Source organism: Salinisphaera shabanensis E1L3A (assembly GCF_000215955.2).
GTDB lineage: Bacteria > Pseudomonadota > Gammaproteobacteria > Nevskiales > Salinisphaeraceae > Salinisphaera > Salinisphaera shabanensis.
The window spans coordinates 1-24,978 of the sequence record NZ_AFNV02000013.1 but is presented as its reverse complement, the minus strand read 5'-3'; the positions used below and the strand labels follow the sequence as shown (position 1 = coordinate 24,978).

Here is a 24,978-nt window from a genome sequence, read left to right as displayed (position 1 = left end):
GAGGGCGATTCGATGAAGAAAATACAGTGGCTGGCAGCGGCTGGCCTCGTGGGGATGGCTTGCGGTGCCCAGGCCGGCAATGTGGGCGTCGGTGCCGTGGCCGGCACGCTCGGGGTGGGCGGGCAGGTTTCTTATGCATGGACTGAGCGTGTCCAGACACGTGTGATGGTTGCCGGCGCCAGCGCCGACGTGGATTTCGATGCCGATGGCGGCAGCGATCTCGAATACAGCGGCAACGTCGATTTGTTGCACGGTGCGTTGCTGGTCGACTACCACCCCTTCGGTGGGGTATTCCGCCTCACTGGCGGCGTCATGCTCAACGATGACAAGATCGACGGCAGCGCGACCTGTGAGCAGCTGGCCTGTGATCTAGGCGACAACGAAGGCATTCTCGTGCGCGGCGACCGGCTGGACGCGACGGCGCGCTACGATTCGGTCTCGCCCTATGTGGGTATCGGTTGGGGCAAGTCGCCCAGTGCCGAGGGCGGCTTGGGCTTCAGTGCCGATATCGGCGTGTTCTATCTGGGCGATCCCGACGTGAACGTTGAACTGCGCGGCGCGTCGAGTACCAACCCGGTCGTGCGCGATGCGGTTGAAGAAGAACAGGACGGCATTCGGGAAGACCTGGACAAGCTGCCCCTGTATCCGGTCGTCATGTTGGGCGTGGACTACCGCTTCTGACCCGTGAAAAGGCAGCGCAGGGCGCTGTCTTTTTTCGACCTAAGGGGCGAGGGCGGCTTGTGGCCGGCCTCGGCCCCCAACGCCGAAGTGTTCAGTCAGTGTGCATGCGCATGGAAAAATCGGTGGCCCGGAGGTGCTTGGTCAGGCCGCCGATCGAAATGCGGTCGACGCCGGTATCGGCGATCTCGCGCACGTTGCGCAGATTGATATCGCCCGAAGCTTCGATGACGATATCGCGCCGAAAGCGGCGCCGATGCGCATCGGCCATATTGACCGCACGGGCGAGTACATGACTGGCGAGGTTGTCGAGTAATACCCCGTCGCAGCCCGCTTCCAGGGCCTGTTCGAGTTCTTCCAGTGTCTCGATCTCGACCTGAACGAACTGGCCGGCGGCGCTGTCGCGCGCTCGGCTAACGGCGGTTTCGATCGAACCGGCCGCCATGATGTGGTTTTCCTTGATCAGTATCGCGTCGAATAGTCCGAAGCGATGGTTCATGCCGCCGCCGCAGCGCACGGCATAGCGCTGCGCGCTACGCAGACCGGGTAGGGTCTTGCGCGTATCGATGATCTGCGTATTCGTGCCCTTGACCCGTTCGACGAACTCGAAGGTGGATGTTGCAACGCCCGAGAGTAGCTGCAGGAAATTCAAAGCCGTGCGCTCGCCGGTGAGTAGTGCCCGTACGGGCCCGCGAATTTCGCAGACGGTGGTATTGGAACGGATGCGTTCGCCGTCGTTCGAAAGCCACTCGATCTGTACCCGCTCATCCAGGGCTTTGAAGCTGCGTTCGAACCAGGGCGCGCCGGATAGAATCGCGTTCTCGCGCACTACCACGCGCGCACTGGCCTGTAGGGTTTCGTCGACTAGAGCCGCGTTGCGATCCCCGTCGCCGATATCCTCTGCCAGCGCTCGTTCGACAACATCCTGGATGTCATCCGGCAGGGTGAGATCTTTTTCCGGCATGGCTTATCTCGGGTGCAAACACCGGCGCGCAGTATAAGTCATTCCAGGGTGTCAACGAGCGCTCGGGCGATCACGTATAGGCCAGTCGCAAGCCCGCGTGGATATGTCGATGAGTGGGCGGATAGAAATTGCGAAAGCCGGGCCGGCGTATTTCGATTTCGCTATGCAGGCTGGCGCCACGGGCCACGAAATGGCCGCCATCGAACCACGGCATCGAATAGCCGTCGTAGGGAAAGGCGCAAAAGCCGGGATAGGGGTAGAAGGCATCGGCGCACCACTCCCAGACCTGTCCGACGCCGCTCAATACACCGGCGCGGCGTGCCGCTTCCCATTCCAATTCGCGCGGCAGACGGGCGCCGGCATACCGGGCATAGGCGCGGGCTTCATACCAGCCGATGCCGTGTACGGGCGCCTGAGCGATATCAGCGAATTCCGGCGTCGGTATGAACCAGCCATTCTCGAGCGCGTGCCAGTGTTGCGGGTGTTCGACCTGCGCGCTTTCGCGCCATGCCCAGCCGGCATCATCCCACCAGTCGGCATTCTGGTAGCCACCGGCGTCGATGAACCCGAGCCACTGCGCGTTGGTTACACAGCGCGCTGCGATGGCAAACGTCTCCGGATAGGCCGTGAATACCGGCTGTTCGTTGTCGTAGGCGTCGATCGTTGCCGTACCGATATCGACGACATGCGCGCCCACCGTTTCAAAGACGGTATCGGGCGACTCGGCTTCGATGGCGGTCGGCGCGGGTGTGTATTCGGCCAGCGCCAGCTGTGTGCGCACCAAGCGCATGGTTTCTAGATGCTGAGCGTAGTGCTGGCGCACAAAGGCGGCGAGATAGCCGTCTGCAAGCAACGGATGGTCGACGTTGCGCGCGTGCTGCCAATTAGCGTCGTTCTGTTCGGCGATCTGACTCGCCCACCGGCGCAAATCCGGCGCTTCGGGCAGGCGTGCGCTGCGCTCGTCCTTGGCCGCGAGTTCCGGCACGTACAGATCGCGCCAGGCGTTCGTGACCGAGGTATCGCCAAACACGCGCTCGGCCAGCCAATAGGTCTCCATGAACAGCACGTGCCCGACGTGCCAGAGCATGGGGCTGAGTTCGGGGTGACTCTGGCAGCGCTGCTGCGCAGGCGTCAGCCCGTCGAGCATGGCGACACTCGCCTGTCGCAGCTGGGCGATACGAGAGGGCGGGTTGGCGGTCATAGCGATTCTCTTCGCGGCGCGTCGCCGGGTTCTGCAATGATCATTTCGTCAGACGCTACGTATGTCCAGCCCGATTGGTTGTCGAACGCTTCCGAGCCGATGGCTATGCCGCCGTGCCAGTCAGGGTGGAAATACATCGACGGGGCATCGCCATTCACGGCAGCGCGTACTGCAACCATCTGTTGTCCATCGCTTACGATCACGTTGAGCAGCGCTCTTACGTCGGGCGTATCGGCCAGCCATGTGCGAATCAGGCCGATTATGGCGCGCAGACGCTCGGTCAGCGGGCCCGTTTGTTGGCGCAACAGCGCAAACAGATATTCGGAGTCGGTGTTGCCGTTGATCGTGGTCTCGATCTCGGGCGCAACCTGTGCGCGCAGCCGGGCACGCAGCGTATGTGCGAAACGATCGATGAAACCGTTATGGGTGAATAACAGCCCCTCATCGTAGAAAGGTTGGGTATTGGCATAGTCGGTGCCCAACCCGGCGGTGGCACTGCGGACATTGGCCAGCCATACCGGTGAGCGCAGGCTGCGCCCCAGGGAATCGAGATTTGCGTCCGCCCAGATCGGCAGAATCTGGCGATAGCCGGCCGGCTTTCCGGCGTCGTCGAACCAGGCCGCGCCCCAGCCGTCGGCATTGACGGTGGCGCTGACCATTTCCTGGGCCGCCCAGGATTGATGGCTCAGTCCGTGGGGCGGGTCGCATATCAATGTACGTAGCGGCAGCGGGTCGGTGCCGATGAAGCCGGCGATTCGGCACATCCGTATAAGTCCGGGATATGAGGATTACTGCCCGATGATAACCTTCGAAAATCAACACGCCCAACGATCCGCAATGCGGATGATTGCTCTATGGCCATTACCCAGACCGGGGCGCGACTGTCCAGTAGCGAAGTCGCGCCCGAGCAGCCGCTGGCCTCGCTGGCCGACGACGTGCGCACGGGGCTTCTTTCGCGGCCACGCTGGTTGTCGCCCAAGTATTTTTACGACGACCGTGGCTCGGCGTTGTTCGAGGCTATCTGTGCCACGCCCGAGTATTACCCCTCGCGCACCGAAGCCGCGCTGCTTGAAGCGCATGGGCAAGAGATCATTGAACACGCCGCGCCCGATCATATGCTGGAGCTGGGCAGCGGTAGCTCCCGCAAGACCCGGCATCTGCTCGACGCCTGCGATGCGCTGGATCAGTCGTGCCAGTACTGGCCGTTCGATGTCAGCGCGCAGATGATGCTGGATGCAGGCGCACAACTGGTCGCCGACTACGACTGGCTCGCGCTCCATGCGCTTATCGGCGACTACACGGGCGGACTGACCAATGTACCGTTGCCTGAAGATGGCCGTCGCCTGATAGTGTTTCTCGGCGGCACGCTCGGCAATTTCGAGCCGGGCGAAGCGCGGGCCATGCTCGAGCAGATCGCCGGTCTCATGCGCGGCGACGATCAGCTTCTGCTAGGCGTCGACCGGGTCAAGGACACGGCCACACTTGAAGCCGCTTACGACGACGCCGAAGGTGTCACTGCGGATTTCAATCGCAACGTGTTACGCGTGCTCAACCGCGAACTCGAGGCGGATTTCCCGGTCGACGATTATCGGCACCGCGCGCTGTTCGATCGCGACAAGGCGCGCATCGAGATGCGTCTGGGCGCGGGCCATGCCCACAGGGTGACGCTGGCAACCTTGGACACCGCGATCGATATCGATGCCGGCGAAGAGATCGTGACCGAGTTCAGCCACAAGTTCACGCCGGACACCCTGGCCGCGCTGCTCGAATCGGCAGGTCTGGCTATGGATCGCCACTTCGAGGCCGAGGGCGGTGCCTACTCGCTGGTGCTGGCACGCCGGGCGTAGGAAAGCCCGGCCCCGTGCGACGCGGTTTGTCAGCCTGCGTCGAGCAAATCGAGCAAGAGCGCTTTCTGGGCATGCAGGCGGTTTTCCGCTTCGTCCCAGACCACGCTGTTCGGCCCGTCGATGACTTCGGCGCTGACTTCCTCGCCGCGGTGCGCGGGCAGGCAGTGCATGAACAGCGCATCGTCCTTGGCCCAGCTCATCAGTGCCTTGTTCACCTGGAAGTTGGCGAAGTCGGCGAGACGCACTTCTCGGTCGGCTTCGTCGCCCATGCTCGCCCACACGTCCGTGACCACCAGATCGGCGCCATCGGCCGCCTGCGGCGCATCCTCGCAGATCACGGCGCGTTCGCCGCAGGTTTTGAGAATCTGCGCGTTCGGTCCGTAGCCTTCGGGCGTGGCGATACGCAGCTCGAAACCCAGTAGGCGCGCCGCCAGCAGATATGAATGGCACATATTATTGCCATCGCCGATCCAGGCCACCGTTTTGCCGGCGATATCGCCGCGATGTTCCTGGTAGGTCTGCAGATCGGCTAGCAGCTGACACGGATGCAGCCGATCGGTCAGACCGTTGATCACCGGCACGCTGGAATAAGCGGCAAAGCGCTCCAGCACATCGTGCGAGTGGTTGCGGATCATCACCACATCGACCATGCGCGAAAGCACACGGGCGGTGTCCTCGACCGGCTCGCCGCGCCCGATCTGGGTGTCGCCGGGCGACAGGAAGATTGCATGGCCGCCGAGCTGAGTCATGCCGGCCTCGAACGATACGCGCGTGCGTGTCGAGGCCTTCTCGAACAGCATGCCGAGCGTACGGCCCACGAAAGGCTGTTTCTTCAGCGGCTTTTGCTTGAGCGCGATGGCGTTGTCGATAACACGGCGAATGCCGTCGGCGCCCAGATCATCCAGGCTGAGAAAGTGGCGCAGGGTCATGGTCAGCTTGCTTTGTTGGAACCAGTGGAATTCGTTGTCGGTGCGGCGACGCTCTCGATGAGATAGCACACGCCATCGACGAGCCGCTCGACTTCGGCCGGGCCGATAATTAATGGCGGCAGCAGGCGAATGACATTGCCCGCGGTGACATTGAGCAGAATGCCCTGTTCGCGCGCGGCATCCACGAGATGCGCACAGGGCTCGGCGAGTTCGATGCCGATCATCAAGCCCGCGCCGCGTATGTCTTTGACATGGTCGAGCCCGTCGACGCGCGCCTCGATCTGGCTGCGAATCGAATCGCCCATGGCTTGTACATGCGCGAGCAATCCGTCGGCCTCGATGGTTTCGAGTACAGCCAGCGCAGCCCGGCAGGCCAGCGGGTTGCCGCCGAACGTCGAACCGTGGCTGCCGGGACCGAACAAGGGCGTAGCCTTGCCGGCGACCAATGCGGCACCGATCGGCACGCCGCCGCCCAGGCCTTTCGCCAGGCCCATGACGTCGGGTTTGATGCCGGCAGCCTGATGCGCGAACCAATGTCCGCTGCGACCAACGCCGGTTTGAACTTCGTCGACCATCATCAGCCAGTCGCGTTCGTCGCAGAGCTTGCGCACGCCGGCGAGAAAGTCGGCCGGCGGCACGCGTACGCCGCCTTCACCCTGGATCGGCTCGACTAGAACGGCTGCGATATTGTCGTCGGTGAGTTCGGCAATCGCGTCGAAATCGCCATAGGGCACGCGTAAAAAACCTTCCGGCATCGGCTCGAAGCCCTTTTGTGCGCTCGCGTTGCCGGTGGCGGCGAGCGCGGCCAGGGTGCGCCCATGAAAAGAGCCTTCCATCACCACGACCACCGGCGTGTCGATGCCGCGATTATGGCCGTGTAGTCGGGCGAGCTTGATTGCGGCTTCGTTGGCTTCGCTGCCGCTGTTGCCAAAGAACACGGCGTCCATGCCGGAGATGTCGCAGAGCCGGTCGGCCAGTCGCGTCTGTACGTCGATCTCGTAGAGATTCGAGGTGTGCAGCAGCCGCTTGGCCTGATCGGCGATCGCCTCGACCAGCGCCGGATGGGCGTGCCCGAGCGTATTGACCGCAATGCCGGACAAGGCATCGAGATAGCGATTGCCATCGCTATCGAACAGCCAGGCGCCTTCGCCGCGTTCGAATGCGATGGGCTGGCGCTTGTAAGTCGGAATCAGATGCGAAATGGCCATAGGGCGTCCTGATGGGGTGGTTGTCGACGGCCGAAACCGGCTAGCCGTTACACCGATCCCCCAAACGAAAAACGACCCCGCCGCATCGCGACGGGGCCGTATTCTAGCGCAAACTGCGGATCGTTCTAGCCGACCTGCTCGTCGTAGCGCTTGGCGATGCCGTCCCAGTTGACGACGTTCCACCACGCATCCACGTATTCCGGCTTGCGGTTCTGGTACTTCAGATAGAAGGCGTGCTCCCAGACGTCCAGGCCCATCACCGGCTTACCGGACTCGGACACCACGTCCATGATCGGGTTGTCCTGGTTCTGGGTGGACACGATCTTGAGCTGGTTGCCCTGCGGCACCAACCACACGAAGCCCGAACCGAACAGGCCGGTGGCCGCGTTCGTGAACTCTTCCTTGAAGGAATCGAAGGAGCCGAAGCTGGAATCGATCGCGGTACCCAGGCCGCCGGTCGGCTTGCCGCCGCCGGAGGGCGACATGCTGTCCCAGAACAGGATGTGGTTGTAGAAACCGCCACCCTGGTTGCGAACGCCCGGGCCGTGCTGGCCGGCTTTCGACAGGATCGTTTCCAGATCCTGATCTTCAAGCTCGGTGCCTTCGATAGCCTTCTTGAACTTGGTCAGATAAGCGTTGTGATGCTTCTCGTAGTGAATCTCCATCGTACGACCGTCGATATACGGCTCGAGCGCGTCGTAGTCATAAGGTAGATCGGGCAGTTCAAATGCCATGACGTATCCCTTGTATTGAGATGAGTGAATCAACGCCGACTAGTTATATAGGGTTTACTCGCCATTTTTCAAAGCGCCGGCAAGCCTCGCCGATACGTAAGGCACGTCGAGCGCGGCATTGCTAGACTCGACGCATGAACGACAAAGCGATATCCAAGCCCGCCGACGCCATCGAACTGGCGATCTTCGCCAGCCGGATTACCGCGGTCTGCGAGGAGATGGGCGCGAGTCTCGCGCAGGCGGCGTTCTCGCCCAACATCCGCGATCGGCTCGATTATTCCTGCGCGGTTTTCGATGCGCGCGGGCGCCTGTGTGCGCAGGCCGCGCATATTCCGGTGCATCTGGGCAGTATGGCCTATGCAATGGCCGATATCGTCGCCGCGCGCGACTGGGCGCCAGGCCAGATGATCGCGCTCAACGACCCCTATCTGGGCGGCACGCATTTGCCGGATGTGACCCTCATTGCGCCCCTGTTCGTGGACGACGAGCTGGTCGCCTTCGTGGCCAATCGTGCGCATCATGCGGACATCGGCGCCGACTCGCCGGGGTCCATGCCGCTATCCAGAAGTCTCGACGACGAGGGGCTGGTGATCGCGCCGGTTGCCCTGGTCGACGAGGACCGCATCGATGAGTCGGTGCTCGGTGGCTGGCTCGACCATTTGCGCAACCCGCCGATCGCGCGCGGTGATTTCAGCGCCCAGATTGCGGCCAACCGGATCGGCTTGAAACGGCTGTCTGCGTTGATCGGCGATGGCGAATCTGCGGATGTGGGTGCGTTCGAGACGCGTCTGGCTGAATATAACGACTATGCGCGCGAGCTCGCGGCCAGCGCTCTGCGTGAGTTGCCCGACGGGCGTTACGAATTCAGCGATGTGCTCGATGACGATGGCCAGGGCAATACCGACTTGGCGATTGCCTGTTGTGTCGATATCGACAACGGGCGTATCGCCGTCGATTTCTCCGGCAGCGCCGATGAAACGGCGGGCAACGTCAACTGCCCGCTTTCGGTGACCGCCGCCGGCACGTTGTATGTGTTTCGCTGCTTGATGCCAGGACAGGTACCGGCCTGTGCCGGGGCTTTCGACGATATCGAAATCAGCGCGCCGGCGGGTTCGCTGCTCAATGCCCGTCATCCGCGCGCTGTCGCTGCCGGCAACGTGGAAACCAGCCAGCGCGTGGTCGATGCCGTGCTCGGTGCGCTGGCCGAGGCGATCGGCGATCGCATACCTGCAGCCAGCCACGGCAGTATGAACAACGTCGCGCTGGGTTCGCATCGGTCGGATACGCCCTGGGACTATTATGAAACCATGGGCGGCGGGCTCGGCGCCGGGCCGAATCGCGCTGGCGCAAGCGGCGTTCAGGCCCATATGACCAACACGTTGAATACGCCTGTGGAAGTGCTCGAGCGGCATTTTCCGCTGCGTATGTGTCGCTATGCGCTACGCCGCGGCAGCGGCGGGGCCGGCGCGCAACGCGGCGGCGACGGTTTGATTCGCGAGATCGAGTTTCTCGAACAGGCGAGCTACACCGTGCTCGCCGAGCGTCGTCGGCATGCGCCATGGGGGCGCGACGGTGGCGGCGATGGCGCAGTTGGCGAGAATCACCTCGACGGCGAATCACTCGCGCCCAAATGCACGGGCGCGGCTGATGCCGGGCAACGACTGGCCGTGGCCTCGGCCGGCGGCGGCGGTTACGGCACTTCGTCGTAACGAGGCCTCGACAGGCGCGTTATAATCGCGATCAGCTAAACAGATTTTCGAATCAGAGGATAACGCCATGAGCGCGAAAGCAATGGAAGTCATCAAGAACGAGGTCGAGAACAATCCGATCGTGCTGTACATGAAAGGCACGCCGGACTTCCCGCAGTGCGGCTTCTCCGCACGCAGCGCCGAGGCGCTCAAGGCCTGTGGCGTACCGTTCAAGGCGGTCAACGTATTCGACGACGAAGAGATCTATCGCCAGGGCGTGAAGATCTACTCGAACTGGCCGACCATCCCGCAGCTGTTCGTCGACGGCGAGCTGGTGGGCGGCTCGGATATTGTCATCGACATGTTCCAGTCCGGCGAGCTCAAGACGATGCTCGAAAACGCAGCCAACAAGGGCTGATACGAATTCCAGCGCCGCCGGCAATCGCCGGCGGCGTGCTTTTTGTCGCGAGATATACAAGGAGTAGTGGCCCATGGCCTACAAGCACGTGCGCTTGCCCGAAGACGGTCAGAAGATCACCGTCGAAAACGATCAGATGAATGTGCCGGACAACCCCATTCTCGGCTATGTCGAGGGCGACGGGATCGGCCCCGATATCACCAAGGCCTGTCTGCGCATCTGGGACGCGGCAGTCGAGAAAGCCTATGGCGGCAAGCGCAAGATCCATTGGGCCGAGCTTTTCATGGGCGAAAAGGCGGCCAAGGTCTACGACGGCGACTACTTCCCGGCCGAAACGCTGGAAGCGATCAAGGACTTGTGGGTCGCGATCAAGGGCCCGCTGACCACGCCGGTGGGCGAGGGCTTTCGTTCGCTCAACGTCTCCCTGCGTCAGGAGCTGGACCTATACGCTTGCGTGCGCCCCGTACGCCACTACGCCGGCGTGCCGTCTCCGCTCAAGGACCCGGGCAAGGTCGATGTGGTGATCTTTCGCGAGAACACCGAAGACGTCTACTGCGGTATCGAGTACCAGTCGGGCACCGACGAGAACAAGAAGCTCGCCAAGTTCCTCAAGGAGGAAATGAAGGCCGACTTTTTCGACGATGCCGGCCTGGGCATCAAGCCCATTTCCGAATTCGGCACCAAGCGACTTGTGCGCAAGGCCATCCAGTACGCGATCGACAACGGCCGCGAATCGGTGACGCTGGTGCACAAGGGCAACATCATGAAGTTCACCGAGGGCGCCTTCCGTGCCTGGGGTTATGAAGTCGCCCGCGAGGAATTCGGCCACTGCACGATCACCGAGGACCAGCTCTACTCCGAGTACAACGGTCGTCAGCCGGAAGGCAAGATCGTGATCAAGGATCGCATCGCCGACATCATCTTCCAGCTCATGCTGCTGCGCCCGGATGATTTCGACGTGCTGGCCACCATGAACCTCAACGGCGACTATCTCTCGGACGCCGCGGCGGCCGAGGTCGGCGGTATCGGTATCGCACCCGGTGCGAACATGTCCGACAACATCGCCGTGTTCGAGGCGACCCATGGCACCGCACCCAAGTACGCCGACAAGAACAAGGTCAACCCGGGTTCGTTGCTGTTCTCGGGTGTGAACATGCTCGAATACATCGGCTGGCAGGAAGCTGCCGACCTGATTTCGCTGGCCTATCCGGAAGTGCTCGCGGACAAGATCGTGACCTACGATTTCGCCCGCAACATGGAAGGCGCCACCGAAGTCGGCACCAAGGAATTCGCCGATGCGCTGATCGAGCAGATCAACGGCGGTATCGACCTGGAAACCAAGCGCAAGCAGCGCAGCGAAAAACTCGCCCGCGAGCGCAAGCAGCGTGAAATCCGTCGTCTGCTGCAGCCCATGGAAGAGATGATCGCCAGCGGACGCACGCCCACGAGCGTGTCGGATGTGATGACGCGTACGCTGATTACCGTCACCGACGACACCAGCGTGCACGACGCCATGCACGAGATGCGCAAGAACGAGGTGTCTTCGCTGGTGGTTGAGCCGAACGATTCCGGCGAGTGGGGCATCATGACCCGTCGCGATATCGTCACCAAGATCGTGCGCGAAGGTAAATCGCCGACCGATATTACCGTTGGCGAGATTGCTTCGCGTCCGGTGGTGACCGTCGCCCCGGAAACGCATCTGCGGGAAGCGGCCAATACCATCGCCGAGAAAAATATCAGTCGTCTGTTGGTAGCGGGCAAGGATGGCGAGCCGATGGGCATCACCACCGAAACCGATATTTTCGGTGCCATCGAGCAGTCCGGCTGGCTGCCCGAGGCCTGATGTCGGCATGACATGAAGTGATACGAACGGGCCACGTTTTTACGTGGCCTGTTTGTTTGTATCTATCGAATATTCAAGAGGCTTCGTACCGAGTGGATCACAGGCCATGTTCTGCGCCGGAGCGTATCGGCATCGTGCTGATTGGCGATGAGCTGCTGTCCGGCAAGCGCAGCGACAAGCATATGCCCCGCGTTATCGAGATTCTCGACGCGCGCGGTATGGAACTGTCGTGGGCACGTATGGTGGGCGACGATGCCGGCCTTCTCGAACAGACTCTGCGCGAAACGATGCGCAGCAGCGATATCGTGTTCAGCTTCGGCGGTATCGGTGCAACGCCCGATGACCGAACCCGCCAATGCGCAGCCTCTGCTGCTGGTGTCGCCCTCGAATTCAATGCCGAAGGGCGGGCCTTACTGGAAGCCCGATTTGGCGACGAAGCCTATCCCAAACGTATTCATATGGTGGAATGGCCGGTGGGCGCCCGGGTAATTCCTAATCCGGTCAATCAGGTGCCGGGGTTTTCGTTTGGCCACCATCATTTCGTGCCGGGGTTCCCGAATATGGCCTGGCCCATGGTCGAGTGGGTTCTGGATACGCACTACGCGCATCTTCAGCGCGAGGAGCGCAACGTCGAGCGGCTGTTGGAAGTGCTCGACACCCCCGAAAGCGCGCTCATCGATCTTATGCAACACGTCATGGATGCGCACCCCGATGTTCGTATCGCCTGTTTGCCCAGCGCCAGCGGTAAACGATCTATCGAATTTGGGGTACGGGGAAGCCCGGTCGCGGCCGATAATGCGTTCAGAGCGCTCGTGAACGCGCTGGAAGCCGATGGTGTGCCGATCGGCCGTGGCCGGCCATGATCGGTTCATCGAATCGGGTAGCGCGGTTCAACGAGTTGAAACTGGATATGTTTTTGAGCTGCCGGTGCTAGAGTCGAACCACTCGCCCCGGGGGAGGCCGTTTTGCAGCAGTCGAGTGCAGTGTATTTGTCGCGTTTGAAATCGGTCTTTCGTGGTGGTATTTCAAGCTACGCGATCTACGGATTTGCAATCGCTTTGTTCGCGGTACTGCTGGCGACGGCCGCTGCGGTCATGTTGTCGGGCGCGCCACTGACCTTTGCCAATCTATTGGCGGCGCAGCTCCACAACCCGATGCTGCTTGCGCTGGATGTGATGCCGTTTGTCTTCGCGCTCTGGGGGCAGGGCGTCGCCGCTATGTCTGCTGACGAGTCCGGCAATGCCTCTCGCAAGAAGTCGGAGCATGAGCAAAGCGAAAAACTCGCTCTGCAGGCCGAGGCACGCCGTCTCGAGCAGGAAGATGCGCTGACCGGTCTGGCCAATAGAGCCTATTTTCTGCAGCAGCTCGAGGCCAGCCTCGGTACTGCCCAGCTCAACCGCACACGCGTCGGCGTAATCGTGCTCGATCTGGACGGCTTTTCCGAGGTCAACGACCAATTCGGCGCGGCCAACGGCGACCGTGTGCTCAAAAGTGTCGCGCGCCGTTTATCCAATGCGGTCGAAAATACCGGGGCGGTACTTGCGCGGCTTGGCGGTAACAGTTTCGGATTATCCATCGGCGCACTGCAGTCGACCAAGGCGCTGGAGGAGCTGGCCGAACGTATGCAGGATGTGCTCGCGCCGCCGTGTACGCTCGACAAGCTCTCCTTGAACCTCGCCGCCAGTATTGGCGGCGCCGTCTATCCCGATAACGCCAGCGATTCCTACGGGCTCGTCAACGCTGCCGATGGTGCGATGCAGCATGCAAAGGCAAGCGGCGGTGGTTTCGAGCTTGTGCAAAGCGCGATGCCAATCGAAGACGCGGAGATGCATAGTCTCAGCGCCGAGTTACGGGCGGCGATCGACGAAGACCAGCTCGTACTTTATCTGCAACCGTTGATCGATATTCAGGCCGATGAAGTCCACGGTGTAGAAGCGCTGGTGCGCTGGCAGCACCCGCGCCGCGGTTTTCTGCCGCCGGGCGAATTCATTCCACGGGCCGAACGTGCTGGATTGATGCACGACCTGTCCAAATGGGTGTTGCGCCGAGCCCTCGAGTACAACGCCGCATTGCGCAAGGAAGGATGGTCGATCGGTGTATCGGTGAATCTCTCTGCGCGTTCGCTTCTCGACCCGGAATTTCCCGATCTACTGGCTGCCCTGCTGGCCGAGTATGACGTGCCCTCCGAAGTGCTGACCATCGAGATCACCGAGGACACCCTGATGTCCGACCAGCGGCGCACCATGGACGTGGTGACGCGGGTATCGAATATGGGCATTCATATCTCGATCGACGATTTCGGTACCGGCTATTCGCAGCTTACTTATCTCAAACGCTTACCGGCGAGCGAGATCAAGATCGATCGCTCGTTCGTGACCGATATGCTCGAATCCGATACCGACCTCGCGATCGTCAAGGGCACCATCGAACTCGGGCATGCACTCGGGTTGCGCGCTGTCGCGGAAGGTATCGAGTACGAAAACCAGAGCATACGGTTGCGTGAACTGGGCTGCGATATCATTCAGGGCTACTACATGGGCCGGCCGATGCCGTTCGATAAGCTGCGCGAATGGCTCGCGGAATGGCAGTTGCACCATCAGGCACGTGTGGTTGCCGTCGCCGAGGCCGGCGGCCGTCATTAGACGAGCCGGCGGCGATTGATCTGTCGTTGCCGCTAAGACGCCTCTGGCGGCAGATAGCCGTTCATCTCCGTGGCAACGTCCACGGCTTCGCCGAACTCCGGCACGATAAATCGTTTTGGATCCAGGCCGGCGGCAGCACGCGCGACTGCCAGTGCTTCAGCCGGTGCATGTTGTCCCTCGTCGGTCAGCTTGAAGGTGGCAAAGTGAATGCCGATGCTCTGTTGAGCGTCCAGAATCCGATGGGCGTCGACCGCATCGGCAGGATTCATATGTTGTTGTGCCATGAACCAGCGAGGCTCATAGGCGCCGATCGGCAATAAGGCGACACGGGGCGCGCCCAGTCTTTGGCGTATGTCGTTGAAATGGGTTGCCATACCGGTATCACCGGCGAAATAGACGGCGCCCCCGGGGGTGTCCAGCCAGTAGCCGGCCCACAGCGTTGTGTTGTGATCGAATACGCCGCGCCGGGACCAGTGCTGGGCCGGCGTCAGAGTCAGCCGTACGTTGTCGCTCAACGCCATGCTTTGCCACCAGTCGCGACTCTCCACTCGCTGAACGCCAATGCGCTGGAGCCGCTCATCGAGGCCCAGCGGTACAACAAACAGTGGATCGAAACCCGCGACAAGACGTTTGACCGATTGCCGGTCGAGATGATCGTAGTGGGCATGGCTGATCAAAACGATATCGATCGTCGGCAGATCGTCGAACGCGACACCCGGCGGGTGGTAACGCCGCGGACCCGCCCACGGGACAGGGCCGGCACGCTCTGCAAAGATCGGGTCGGTGAGTATGTTCAGGCCTGCGGTCTGAATGAGTACCGTGGCATGATTGATCCAGGTGATTCGCAGACCGTAGTCGACCCGCTCCGGCGGCGGTGGCGGCGGGTCGAAGTGTTCCACCCGTTGCCATGGCTGATTGTCGCGGGTGCGCCACCAGCGCACCACGTCGCCCAGCTTGTGTTCGATCGGGCGGGCATTATGAAAACGCGTGCCATCGAAATGATCGCTGACCGGGCCCCGATAGCCGCCTGAGCTGAAAATGCGGCGCGTGCCGGCAGCCAAGTTCCCGAAGAGGCTGTCAACGAAGGTGCGGGCCGTCTGTTTCATGGGCTGTGGTTAGGTGCGTTGGCGACGAGTCACGACCACGATCAGCGCCGCGCAGATTACCGCGGTGGCACCGATCGCACTCAATAAATCTGGCGTTTCCTGCCATACGATCCAGCCAATCAATGCAGCGAAGAGCACGGTGGTATAGATCAGGGCACCGATATGCGCCGCGGGGGCCAGGCTGTAGGCTCTTGTCAGCAGCAGCTGGCCTGCGGTGGCGATACCGCCTGCGCCAAACAGAGCCCACCACTGGGCCGGCGTCGGCGTTTGCCATACCGCGATCGCCGGAAACGCCGACACGAGCGTGCCGAGCACGCTGAAGTACATCACGATTCGCACGGTCGGTTCAGTATCCGACATGCGGCGAATCGCAGCCATCGAGGTCGCCGCGAGTATGCCGGCCGCCAGACCGGCCAACCCGGCCCATCCGGCTTGGCCCTGCCAACCCAAGCCTGGTTTGAGAATAAGCAGTACGCCTAAAAAACCGATGATCACGGCCGGAAAAATGCGGGCTGCCGGGCGTTCCCCGAGCCAGATCCAGGCAATGAACGGCAGAAACAGCGGCTGGCTGTAATTCAACAAGACCGCGCTTGCCAATTGCATCTGCGATATCGCGTAAAAAAAAACAATACATGGCGCCAAGCCCGGTCGCCGCGCGCAGCAGATGCATGCCGGGCCGTGCGGTACGCATCGATACAGCCGCCGGTCCGCGTTTGGCGAGCCAGGGCAGAAGTACCGCCAGTGCGAACAGATTGCGAAAGAATACGACCACGGGGTTGGGCAGGTCGCTGCCGACCAGCTTTACGCAGGCGCTGACCATGGCGAAAGCCGCCGCGCCCGAAACCGCCAACAAAGCGCCGCGGCGCAGGTTAGTCACAGCGCCGGTCACAGCGGGCATTGATCGAGCACAGTGGGCATTCTGGCTGGCGTTTGCCTTGGCCCGAGCGTGCCGAGGGTGACTAGAACAGGTTCATCATAGCGGCGGTCCGTGGAAACGAGGCGGGCGCTGTCGTTATTTACACCCCGCGTTTCGCCGCCGGGCATGTTCAGCTTGCGTCGCGCGTGTCGCTGACCGGCGTATCGGTTGCATTGCCCCAGTCGGACCAAGCGCCCGGGTAGCCGCGCACCTTGTCGAAGCCGAGATGCTTGAGCACAAGATAGGTATACGAAGAGCGCATATGACTCTGGCAGTAATTGACGATATCCCGCTCGCTTTCGATATCGTGATCCGCGACGATCTTGAGCAATTCGCTGCGCGGACGCAGGCGGCCATCGTCGCCTTTGAGCAGGTTCCAGTCGAGATTGATTGCGCCGGGGATATGGCCGCCGCGGGCGCTGCGTACGTCGGTACCCACGTATTCGGGCGCGCTGCGCACATCGAGAAACGCGACGTCGTCGTCGTTCAGATGGGCCCGAATCCATTCACGGTCGGCGATACCGTCGGCCTGACGTTCGACCTTGAACGAGCTTGCACCGTGCTGCGGCGGGCCGTTTTCCAGCGCCAGACCGGCCTGGTGCCAGGCGGCGAGCCCGCCGTCGAGCAGCGAGATCGCGCTGTGGCCCATGACATCGAGCGTATACAAAAGGCGTGCCGCCTGAGAGTCACCGGCGCGGTCGTAGGCCACGATATGCGCGTCGTTACGAAGCCCGGCATCGGAAAAGGCCTCGGCGAGCCGTTCTGTATCCGGCAATAACCCGGCAACCGGCGGTGCGCTGGTGGTGAAATCGGTCATCGCGATCTGCAGCGCACCGGGGATATGCACCTGCGCATAATCACGCGGGCTATCGACGGCGACAATCTGAACATCCGGGTCGCCGATCACGGCGTTCAGACTGTCGGCATCGACGAATACAGGCAACTTGGCGGACATACGCTCTCCCGACGACGCAGAACTAAACGCTTTCGCCGGCCAAATAGAGCCAGGTGCTGACCACGGTATCGGGGTTCAGCGACATGCTCTCGATTTCCTGCTCGAGCAGCCATTTCGCCAGATCCGGATAGTCGGACGGGCCCTGGCCACAGATGCCCACGTACTTATTGTTGCGCTTGCAGGCGGAGATCGCTTTTTCCAACATGACCTTGACGGCCGGGTCGCGTTCGTCGAACAGGTGCGAGATCAGCCCCGAGTCACGATCCAGACCGAGCGAGAGCTGGGTCATGTCGTTCGACCCGATCGAGAAGCCGTCGAAGTACTCGAGAAACTGGTCTGCGAGAATGGCGTTCGACGGCAGCTCGCACATCATGATGATCTTGAGATCGTCTTTGCCACGTTCGAGTCCGTGCGCGGCGAGCAGGTCGGATACACCCTTGGCTTCGCCGAGCGTGCGTACGAACGGAATCATGATCTGAACGTTCTTCAGGCCCATGTCGTCGCGTACACGCTTGACCGCGGCCAGCTCCAGCTCGAAGCAGGGGGTGAAATCCTCGGCCAGATAGCGCGAAGCGCCGCGCCAGCCGATCATCGGATTTTCTTCGTCCGGCTCGAAACGTTCGCCACCGATGAGGTTGGCGTATTCGTTGGACTTGAAGTCGGACAGGCGCACGATCACCGGCTTGGGCGCGAAAGCGGCCGCGATGGTGGCAATGCCTTCGACCAGGCGATCGATATAGAACTCGACCGGGCTCGAATAACCGGCGATATGGGCGTCGATGGTTTTCTTCAGATCATCCGGCTGATCGGCGTATTCGAGCAGCGCACGCGGATGCACGCCGATCTGACGGTTGATGATGAATTCCAGCCGCGCCAGGCCCACACCCGCATTCGGGCTCATGGCGAAGTCGAAGGCACGCTCGGGGTTACCTACGTTCATCATGATCTTGGTCGCGATCTCGGGCATCTTGTCGAGCGAGACCTCGTCGACGTTGAAGTCGATCTCGCCGTCGTAGACATAACCCGTGTCGCCCTCAGCACAGGACACGGTGACCGCCATCCCGTCGGTGAGCTTTTCGGTCGCGTCACCCGAGCCGACCACGGCCGGAATGCCCAGTTCACGCGCGATGATCGCCGCATGGCAGGTACGCCCGCCACGGTTCGTGACGATGGCCGAAGCCCGCTTCATGACGGGTTCCCAGTCCGGATCGGTCATGTCGGTGACCAGGATATCGCCGGCCTGGACCTTGTTCATTTCCTTGATGGACTTGACGTTGCGTACCTTGCCGGCACCCACGCGCTGACCGATCGAACGGCCTTCCACCAGAATATCGCGGCCGGCGGAGTTGAGCTGGTAGCGCTCCAGCGTGCCGCCGCTGTTGGATTTCACCGTCTCCGGGCGGGCCTGCAGGATATATAGCTCGCCGGTCTCACCGTCCTTGCCCCATTCGATATCCATCGGGCGACCGTAGTGGCGCTCGATGATCAGCGCCTGGGCGGCCAGCGCTTCGGCGTCGGCATCACCGATCGAGAACTGGCTCTGGTCGGCAGCGTCCACGTCCACGAATTCGGTGGTCTTGCCATGGCTGCGGTCGGCCGTATAGACCATCTTGACCGCCTTGCCGCCGTTTACACGACGCAGGATTGCCGGACGCTTGGCATCGACGTTGGGTTTGTAGACATAGAATTCGTCGGGGTTCACCGCACCCTGAACCACGGCTTCGCCGAGGCCCCAGGAACTGGTGATGAATACCACCTGATCGAAACCGGATTCGGTATCGATGGTGAACATCACGCCGGAAGAGCCGGTATCCGAACGCACCATGCGCTGAATGCCGGCCGATAGCGCGACCTGGCTGTGTTCAAAGCCCTTGTGTACGCGATAGGAGATCGCACGGTCGTTGAACAGCGAGGCGAACACGTCCTTGATCGCGAGCATGACGTTGTCGAGCCCGCGCACGTTCAGGAAGGTTTCCTGCTGGCCGGCGAACGAGGCGTCGGGCAGATCTTCCGCTGTGGCCGATGAACGCACGGCGACGGAAATATCGTGGTTGTCGCCGGCCAGCGTTTCGAACGACTCGCGGATTGCGTCTTCGAGCTCGGGCGGGAACGGGTGGTCGATCACCCACGTACGGATCTTTTCGCCGGTTTCGGCCAAGGCATCGACATCATCGACGTCCAACGCATCGAGCGCGGCGTTGATGCGATCGGCCAGACCATCGTGGGCGAGAAACTGGCGATAGGCATCGGCGGTGGTGGCGAAACCGTCGGGCACATTCACGCCCGCATCGGCCAGATGGCTGATCATTTCGCCAAGAGATGCGTTCTTGCCGCCGACGGTCTCGACGTCGTTCATTCCCAACTGGCTGAACCAGGCCACGTGCTCGCTTTGCAAGATTCCGTCCTCGCAGGTAAACGTTTGAAAGCGCGATTTTACACATTCGAGCGTCTGGCCGGGTCGAAAAACGTATTGCGCATCACTGGTCGAGCGCCAAGCGCTGGTGCACGATAGCGACCATGACGACGAACGACAGTCCCAAACGCTCCATATTCTTCCTGTCCGATCGGACCGGCATCACGGCCGAAACGCTCGGCGCCACGCTGTTGACGCAGTTTGACGAAGGCTCGTTTCGCCAGTCGACGTTGCCCTTTGTCAATACGCCCGACAAGGCGCGTTCGACGCTTGCATACATGGAGCACACGGGGGCCGCGAGCGGCATGAAACCGATCGTGTTCTCGACCACGGTCAGCGAGGAAGTGCGCGAGATCCTGCGCGAAGGCGACGTGGTGTTTCTGGATCTGTTCGATCAGTTCGTGCCCGCGCTCGAAGGCGCGCTCGACACCAAGTCGACCCATCGCGAGGGGCGCGCGCACGGCATCGCCGACGAGGACATCTACGAATCGCGTATCGATGCAATGAACTTTGCGCTGACCCACGATGATGGTGTCGGCGAAAACGGGTATCGCAAGGCGCAGGTCATTCTGGTTGCGCCGTCACGTTGCGGCAAGACACCGGTGTGTATCTATCTGGCCATGCAGCATGGCGTGTATGCCGCAAATTATCCGCTGACCGAAGAGGATCTCGAGCGACGCACGTTGCCGCCGGCACTCGCCGAGCATAAGGACAAGCTTTACGGCTTGTGGATCGATGCCGAGCGTCTGCACCAGATTCGTAGCGAGCGCCGCAAGGGCAGCCAGTATGCCGCGCTGCCCCAGGTGTCCTATGAGCTGCGCCAGGCGGAAAGCCTGTACAAGCGCCACGGGCTGTCTTATTCGGAGACGACCAACAAGTCGATCGAAGAGATCGCGACGATGATCATGCAGGACAAGAACATCCGGCGTCGCTCGTTCTAGGCGCGTTGGGCGCTGGTCCGGTCGACTTGAAAAGCGCCGGCCCTGCCGTATAGTCCGACAGATGCCCACACTACAACGCAATCACTGGCTGGCCGCGGCGCAGCCCCGCAGCTTTACGGGCCTGATGGGGCTCTACGAGAGCAACTATCGGCGCTTCGAACGGTTGGTGCCAGAACTGGATCTGCCCTTCGACGCGGCCGAATCGCATGGCGCGGATGCAACGCTGTACCTGCGCGTGGTCGAGCGTTGTCGCTACACCACGACCGTGCATCTGACCTATTGGTTCGGGGCGGACGAAAACCCGCACGCCGACCCGGACCTGTTGCTGCGTATCTATCAGGATGCGCAGCTTGCCGAAGCGATTTCATGCGATGCGCGCTCGCGTTATGTCGCGCTCGCTGGCGTGCCCGAGATCGACGACGAAGTGCTCAAAAGCCAATGGCCGCGCAATCTGCTGCTCAACAAGTGGTTGGCTTATTGCCTGGCCCAGGGGCACGGCTTCGGCGGCGCCCATCGCCCGCGCCAGCCACGCTAGCCGGTCATCAATGACGCCGGTTCCGGCGCTTGTGCGACTTGTGGTCGCCCTCGGCCTCCTCGGGTTCTCGCAGCTGCAGGCCGACCGTTTCGATGATGCCGGCATGTAGCGAACGTACGGTCAGGCGCAGGCTGTCGATATCGACCACATCACCCTCGACCGGGCGGCGCTTGAGACGGCGGCGCATGTAATCCGCAATCGAAAGATCCCAGTCCCGTTCGGCCAGGCCGAGGTCGTAAATGCCGGCCAGTTCGGATATCGGCGCATCCCCACGCAAGGTGAAGCTGCCGAAAAAGCGGCGCGCTTGCGGCGCATGTTTCGTATCACCGCGAAATAGTTTGCCGAGTTCATCGCTATGATGCGCCGGTGTGATCAGATACAGCAGATCACCTACCGCGTATACGAAATGCTCTTTGGGGAAAAGCAGGTGCGCCGCTCGTGTTACGGCGATGCAGCGCAAGCCCTCAAAGCGGTGTAGCGCGTCGCCCTGGGTAGCCGCGAGACTCGATGCGGTCTGGATACGAAAAGCCAGCAATACATAACTGTGCCCGCGTTGGCCTAGAAAGCCGAAACTGGCGGTCGGGCCCGGTTCTCGGGGCACCTGTAGCTTGAGTTGGCGCGCGGTCCAGGCCAGCGAGCTGCCCTGGACGATAAGCGATACCAGTACCACCGCGAAGGTAATATCGAACAGAAACTGGGCGCCCTCGAGTTCTGCCATGAGCGGGAACAGCGACAGCACAATTGGCACGGCACCGCGCAAGCCGACCCAGGCAATGAAACCCTGTTCACGGGACGGGAAATTAAAGGGCAGAAGGCTTAACCAGACGGCCAGCGGACGGGCGACGAACATCAGAAAGGCGGCCACCAGGATCGCCGATCCGGCGTGCGCCCAGAGTTGGTGCGGATTGACCAGCAACCCGAGCACCAGAAACATGCCGGCCTGCGCGAGCCATGCCAGGCCGTCCATCACGCGGAAGACATGCTCCGACGCGTGGTTGCGCCGGTTGCCGACGATGAGGCCCACCAGATAGATGCCCAGGAAGCCGCTGCCGCCGAGTTGATTGATCGCCGTGAACGCCATCAGACCGCCGGAGGCGACCAGCAGTGCATAGAGACCTTCCACCAAGCGCATGCGCGAGGCCAGAAAAGACAGGCCATAGCCCAGCAACAGGCCGCCCGCGATACCGATACCGAACTGCGATACGATTTCGCTGGCGATGCTCGAGGCGTTGAAGCCCTTGCTCGCATCGATTGTGGCCAGCAGGAAAGTGACCATGAAAATGGCCATCGGATCGTTCGTGCCCGACTCGATTTCGAGTGTGGCACTGACACGCTGGTTGAGCGTGACGCCCGAACTGCGCAGCTGCGAGAACACGGCTGCCGCGTCGGTACTGGCTACGATCGAGCCCAGCAGCAGTCCATAGCGCCAGTCGAGGTCCAGCCACACGGCGATGAATGCGCCCGCCAGCGATGCCGATATCAGTACACCGAAGGTGGCCAGCGACAAGGCCGGCCACAGCGCAACGCGGAACGTCTGCAGGTGGGTCCGCAACCCGCCGTCGAGCAGAATGATGGCAAGGGCCAGATTGGCGATGAAAAACGCCAGCGGCACGTTGTCGAAATCGATCTGGCCAGGGCCGTCCTGGCCCGCCAGCATGCCCACTATCAGAAAGATAAGCAGCAACGGCGGCCCGAAGCGCGATAACGAACTGGCGACCACACTCAGAAAAAGTAGCAGGCCGACAAAAAAGAGAATGACGTTGGTATCGGTCATTGAATCCGAACAAGCAATCGATCGAACAGGTGTGGCTCACCAGGTAGATTCCGCGCTAACGCTGCGTTAAGGGATGGTTACGACCGGCGGGCTTCCATTACTATGCCACGGGGCGTGCATTGTTCGTGCGCGAACCGCGCCGGCGTATCGACCGAGTAACCGCCAGTTCGGGGATAGGGTGGTGACTCAGGCTGAAGTCGTTGGCGCGCCCTGATCGAGCCATTGGTGCTGGCTCACGCCACGACGCGCCAAGGCATTACAAGACGGGTTACCCGGATGCCATCCAGGCCTCGGCATCGATCTCGATAAGCGTGACACGCGGTGTTTTTACAAACGCGAGCAGCGCGGCTTCCAACGCGCCCGTATCGCCAACTGCTGCGTAGGCCGACCCGAATGCGTCGGCCAGGCTTTCGAAGTCAGGCGGCACGGGGTCGACCCCGCAACGTGCGACGCCTGCGGCATCCATCGCAGCGCGTATCTCCTCGAAGCCGACGTTGTTCCAGACGATCACCATAATGGGCGTTTGTGCGTCCACCGCGGTGGCCAGTTCGGAGAGCGTGAACATCAGGCCACCGTCGCCGACCAGCGCAACTACGGGTTGACCGGGGCAGGCACGCCGCGCACCAACGGCGGCCGGCAGCGCATAGCCGAGCGTGCCGTAACCGGTAGAGGCGTTGAACCAGCGGCGAACCCGCGGGCGTTGAACGAAATGGTTGCCCGCGTAGACCGGCGTCGTGGAATCCCCGACCAGGATGGCCTCGGGGAGAATACGGTCGATCGTGTCGTAGAAACGTACGAATGGCGCGAGGTCGGGTTTGTCTTCGAGCCCGATCGCGCGACTCAGCGCGGCGGTGGTGACGGCGCCGTGGCGCGATCGCTGTTCGATCAGCGGCGTCAGGCCGGCGATCGCGAGCGTCGCCACAGTAATGCTTCTCGGCGAGTCGGGCGTCGGCAAGACGTCGCTAGCGCGACGGGTACATCACGTCAGTCCACGCGCCGACGGCCCGTTCGTCGAGGTGAGCTGCGGCGCAATTCCGGCCACGTTGTTCGAATCGGAGATGTTCGGCTGTGTCGCGGGTGCATTCACGGGGGCGCCGGCTGACGGCCGGCCGGGCTATCTCGAACAGGCTGATGGCGGCACGCTCTTTCTCGACGAAGTCGCCGAACTGCCTTTGGCCCTGCAGCCCAAACTGCTTAGCGTGCTCCAATCCGGCGAGTTCAGTCGGTTGGGCGACGATCGCGTACGGCGTGTGGATATACGCCTTGTCGCGGCGACCAATCGGGATCTAGCGGCATCTGTCGAGCGCGGCTCGTTTCGCGCCGATCTTTTTAACCGGCTCAACGTGCCAATCACGGTTCCGCCCTTGCGCGAACGACGGGCCGAGATACCGCATCTCGTCGAAACCATTATGCGGCGTTTGGCCGATCGCCACGGCGAGCCGCCGTTGCTCCACGATCAGCACTGGGGTTATCTGATGAGACACGATTGGCCGGGCAATATTCGCGAACTCGAAAACCATCTCGAGCGCCTGTGGTTCGTCGTGCCTGAAGACCAACCGACCGAGAGCACTGCGCAAGCGGGACGCTCGCCCACGTCCGAGAGCCGGGAAGCGCCGCTCGCGAACGCGCTCGCGGCAACCGAATATCGATGTCTGGAACAGGCGCTACGACAATGTTCGACCACCTATGAGATAGCGCGCTATTTGGGTATAAGCCATATATGGATCCGCTCCGGTAAGCAACCTCGATCATCAACAGAGCAGGCGGCGTCCGTATATTCGGCCTCGGAGTTGGCACATCCTTGGGTGCCGGGCCTTGATGAGTATTCGTACGCCCGAGCGCGCAATCGACCTATCGGCCTCGCAGGCCTACGGATTAGTCGGCGTTTCAAGGGCGTCGGTTTGACCTGTTGTTCATCAGTCGCGATTGCCGACACGTGGCGGTGACCAGATTCAGGGCACCGCGTGATCGGGTGTCAGTGCATACACAGACCTTGGCTATTGCTATGTGTGGCTTTGATGTTCGTCTGTACACGCATGGCTCAGGCCGCGCGATAGCGGTCGCCGCTGTACATCAGCGCCCAGAGAATGCGGGCGTTCTTGTTCGCCAGCGCCACGGCCGCCTTGTTGCGCCCGTTGCGGGCCACGCGTTGACGTAGCCAGTCGCCACGTCGGCCCGGCAAATGC

General features: G+C 61.8%; 22 protein-coding genes. 10 read left to right on the top strand and 12 right to left on the bottom strand.

Annotation, left to right across the window (positions count from 1 at the left end):
* The first annotated feature begins 12 nt into the window (after positions 1–12).
* A complete protein-coding gene (locus SSPSH_RS09495) occupies positions 13–681 on the top strand; it encodes a hypothetical protein (RefSeq protein ID WP_006914344.1) in 669 nt (222 codons plus the stop codon).
* A gap of 91 nt (positions 682–772) precedes the next feature.
* On the opposite strand, the gene nadC is transcribed toward SSPSH_RS09495, so the two are convergent.
* The 3 genes from nadC to SSPSH_RS09480 form a co-directional block, all read right to left on the bottom strand.
* Positions 773–1,642 carry a carboxylating nicotinate-nucleotide diphosphorylase gene (gene nadC, locus SSPSH_RS09490; protein ID WP_006914345.1) on the bottom strand — a complete coding sequence of 290 codons (870 nt, stop codon included), beginning with the start codon at positions 1,640–1,642 and terminating at the stop codon, positions 773–775.
* Between the two features lie 70 nt (positions 1,643–1,712).
* On the bottom strand, positions 1,713–2,843 hold the full coding sequence (locus tag SSPSH_RS09485; RefSeq protein WP_006914346.1) for an SUMF1/EgtB/PvdO family nonheme iron enzyme: 1,131 nt from the start codon (positions 2,841–2,843) through the stop codon (positions 1,713–1,715).
* Entirely contained in the window at positions 2,840–3,607 is a 768-nt protein-coding gene (locus SSPSH_RS09480) for a class II glutamine amidotransferase (RefSeq protein WP_006914347.1), read from the bottom strand. The genes SSPSH_RS09485 and SSPSH_RS09480 overlap by 4 nt, the downstream gene beginning before the upstream one ends.
* Before the next feature lie 90 nt (positions 3,608–3,697).
* On the opposite strand from SSPSH_RS09480, the gene egtD reads away from it, so the two are divergent.
* Positions 3,698–4,690, top strand: a complete 993-nt coding sequence (gene egtD / locus SSPSH_RS09475; protein ID WP_006914348.1) for an L-histidine N(alpha)-methyltransferase — start codon at positions 3,698–3,700, stop codon at positions 4,688–4,690.
* A 29-nt stretch (positions 4,691–4,719) separates the two neighbouring features.
* On the opposite strand, the gene argF is transcribed toward egtD, so the two are convergent.
* The 3 genes from argF to SSPSH_RS09460 all read right to left on the bottom strand — a co-directional run bounded on the left by argF (position 4,720) and on the right by SSPSH_RS09460 (position 7,561).
* On the bottom strand, positions 4,720–5,619 hold the full coding sequence (gene argF, locus SSPSH_RS09470) for an ornithine carbamoyltransferase (protein ID WP_006914349.1): 900 nt from the start codon (positions 5,617–5,619) through the stop codon (positions 4,720–4,722).
* A gap of 2 nt (positions 5,620–5,621) precedes the next feature.
* Positions 5,622–6,827 (bottom strand): acetylornithine transaminase, encoded by a 1,206-nt coding sequence (locus SSPSH_RS09465; RefSeq protein ID WP_006914350.1) that lies wholly within the window; start codon positions 6,825–6,827, stop codon positions 5,622–5,624.
* Positions 6,828–6,952: 125 nt separating this feature from the next.
* Positions 6,953–7,561 (bottom strand): superoxide dismutase, encoded by a 609-nt coding sequence (locus SSPSH_RS09460; RefSeq protein WP_006914351.1) that lies wholly within the window; start codon positions 7,559–7,561, stop codon positions 6,953–6,955.
* A gap of 134 nt (positions 7,562–7,695) precedes the next feature.
* On the opposite strand from SSPSH_RS09460, the gene SSPSH_RS09455 reads away from it, so the two are divergent.
* The 5 genes from SSPSH_RS09455 (at position 7,696) to SSPSH_RS09435 (ending at position 14,152) form a co-directional block, all read left to right on the top strand.
* Complete coding sequence (locus SSPSH_RS09455) at positions 7,696–9,270, top strand: hydantoinase B/oxoprolinase family protein (protein WP_006914352.1); 1,575 nt, start codon at positions 7,696–7,698, stop codon at positions 9,268–9,270.
* A gap of 67 nt (positions 9,271–9,337) precedes the next feature.
* Entirely contained in the window at positions 9,338–9,667 is a 330-nt protein-coding gene (gene grxD, locus SSPSH_RS09450) for a Grx4 family monothiol glutaredoxin (protein WP_021031641.1), read from the top strand.
* A gap of 73 nt (positions 9,668–9,740) precedes the next feature.
* Positions 9,741–11,510: an isocitrate dehydrogenase (NADP(+)) gene (gene icd, locus SSPSH_RS09445; RefSeq protein ID WP_006914354.1), complete on the top strand. Its 1,770-nt coding sequence runs from the start codon at positions 9,741–9,743 to the stop codon at positions 11,508–11,510.
* Positions 11,511–11,602: 92 nt separating this feature from the next.
* Positions 11,603–12,373 (top strand): competence/damage-inducible protein A, encoded by a 771-nt coding sequence (locus tag SSPSH_RS09440; RefSeq protein WP_006914355.1) that lies wholly within the window; start codon positions 11,603–11,605, stop codon positions 12,371–12,373.
* A gap of 126 nt (positions 12,374–12,499) precedes the next feature.
* Positions 12,500–14,152, top strand: a complete 1,653-nt coding sequence (locus SSPSH_RS09435; protein WP_152522783.1) for a putative bifunctional diguanylate cyclase/phosphodiesterase — start codon at positions 12,500–12,502, stop codon at positions 14,150–14,152.
* 32 nt (positions 14,153–14,184) lie between these two features.
* On the opposite strand, the gene SSPSH_RS09430 is transcribed toward SSPSH_RS09435, so the two are convergent.
* The 4 genes from SSPSH_RS09430 to ppsA form a co-directional block, all read right to left on the bottom strand.
* Complete coding sequence (locus tag SSPSH_RS09430) at positions 14,185–15,258, bottom strand: MBL fold metallo-hydrolase (RefSeq protein WP_006914357.1); 1,074 nt, start codon at positions 15,256–15,258, stop codon at positions 14,185–14,187.
* Between the two features lie 9 nt (positions 15,259–15,267).
* Complete coding sequence (locus tag SSPSH_RS09425) at positions 15,268–15,900, bottom strand: DMT family transporter (protein WP_275450707.1); 633 nt, start codon at positions 15,898–15,900, stop codon at positions 15,268–15,270.
* 404 nt (positions 15,901–16,304) lie between these two features.
* Positions 16,305–17,129, bottom strand: coding sequence for a sulfurtransferase (locus SSPSH_RS09420; RefSeq protein ID WP_006914359.1), 825 nt, complete (start codon positions 17,127–17,129; stop codon positions 16,305–16,307).
* Between the two features lie 22 nt (positions 17,130–17,151).
* Entirely contained in the window at positions 17,152–19,524 is a 2,373-nt protein-coding gene (ppsA, locus tag SSPSH_RS09415) for a phosphoenolpyruvate synthase (RefSeq protein WP_006914360.1), read from the bottom strand.
* Between the two features lie 122 nt (positions 19,525–19,646).
* Between ppsA and ppsR the strand changes: the two genes are divergently transcribed.
* Together ppsR and SSPSH_RS09405 are read left to right on the top strand one after the other, a co-directional pair.
* On the top strand, positions 19,647–20,483 hold the full coding sequence (gene ppsR, locus SSPSH_RS09410) for a posphoenolpyruvate synthetase regulatory kinase/phosphorylase PpsR (RefSeq protein ID WP_006914361.1): 837 nt from the start codon (positions 19,647–19,649) through the stop codon (positions 20,481–20,483).
* Positions 20,484–20,544: 61 nt separating this feature from the next.
* Positions 20,545–21,018 (top strand): DUF1249 domain-containing protein, encoded by a 474-nt coding sequence (locus SSPSH_RS09405; protein WP_006914362.1) that lies wholly within the window; start codon positions 20,545–20,547, stop codon positions 21,016–21,018.
* Positions 21,019–21,025: 7 nt separating this feature from the next.
* On the opposite strand, the gene SSPSH_RS09400 is transcribed toward SSPSH_RS09405, so the two are convergent.
* Together SSPSH_RS09400 and SSPSH_RS09395 are read right to left on the bottom strand one after the other, a co-directional pair.
* Positions 21,026–22,792: a potassium/proton antiporter gene (locus SSPSH_RS09400; protein ID WP_006914363.1), complete on the bottom strand. Its 1,767-nt coding sequence runs from the start codon at positions 22,790–22,792 to the stop codon at positions 21,026–21,028.
* A gap of 268 nt (positions 22,793–23,060) precedes the next feature.
* Positions 23,061–23,714 (bottom strand): thiamine pyrophosphate-dependent enzyme, encoded by a 654-nt coding sequence (locus SSPSH_RS09395; RefSeq protein WP_006914364.1) that lies wholly within the window; start codon positions 23,712–23,714, stop codon positions 23,061–23,063.
* 4 nt (positions 23,715–23,718) lie between these two features.
* Here SSPSH_RS09395 and SSPSH_RS17935 point away from each other — a divergent pair, with 4 nt between their 5' ends.
* The gene (locus tag SSPSH_RS17935; protein WP_021031639.1) at positions 23,719–24,738 is read left to right on the top strand and encodes a sigma 54-interacting transcriptional regulator; all 1,020 of its coding nucleotides are present in this window, start codon (positions 23,719–23,721) and stop codon (positions 24,736–24,738) included.
* Positions 24,739–24,978 lie beyond the last annotated feature (240 nt).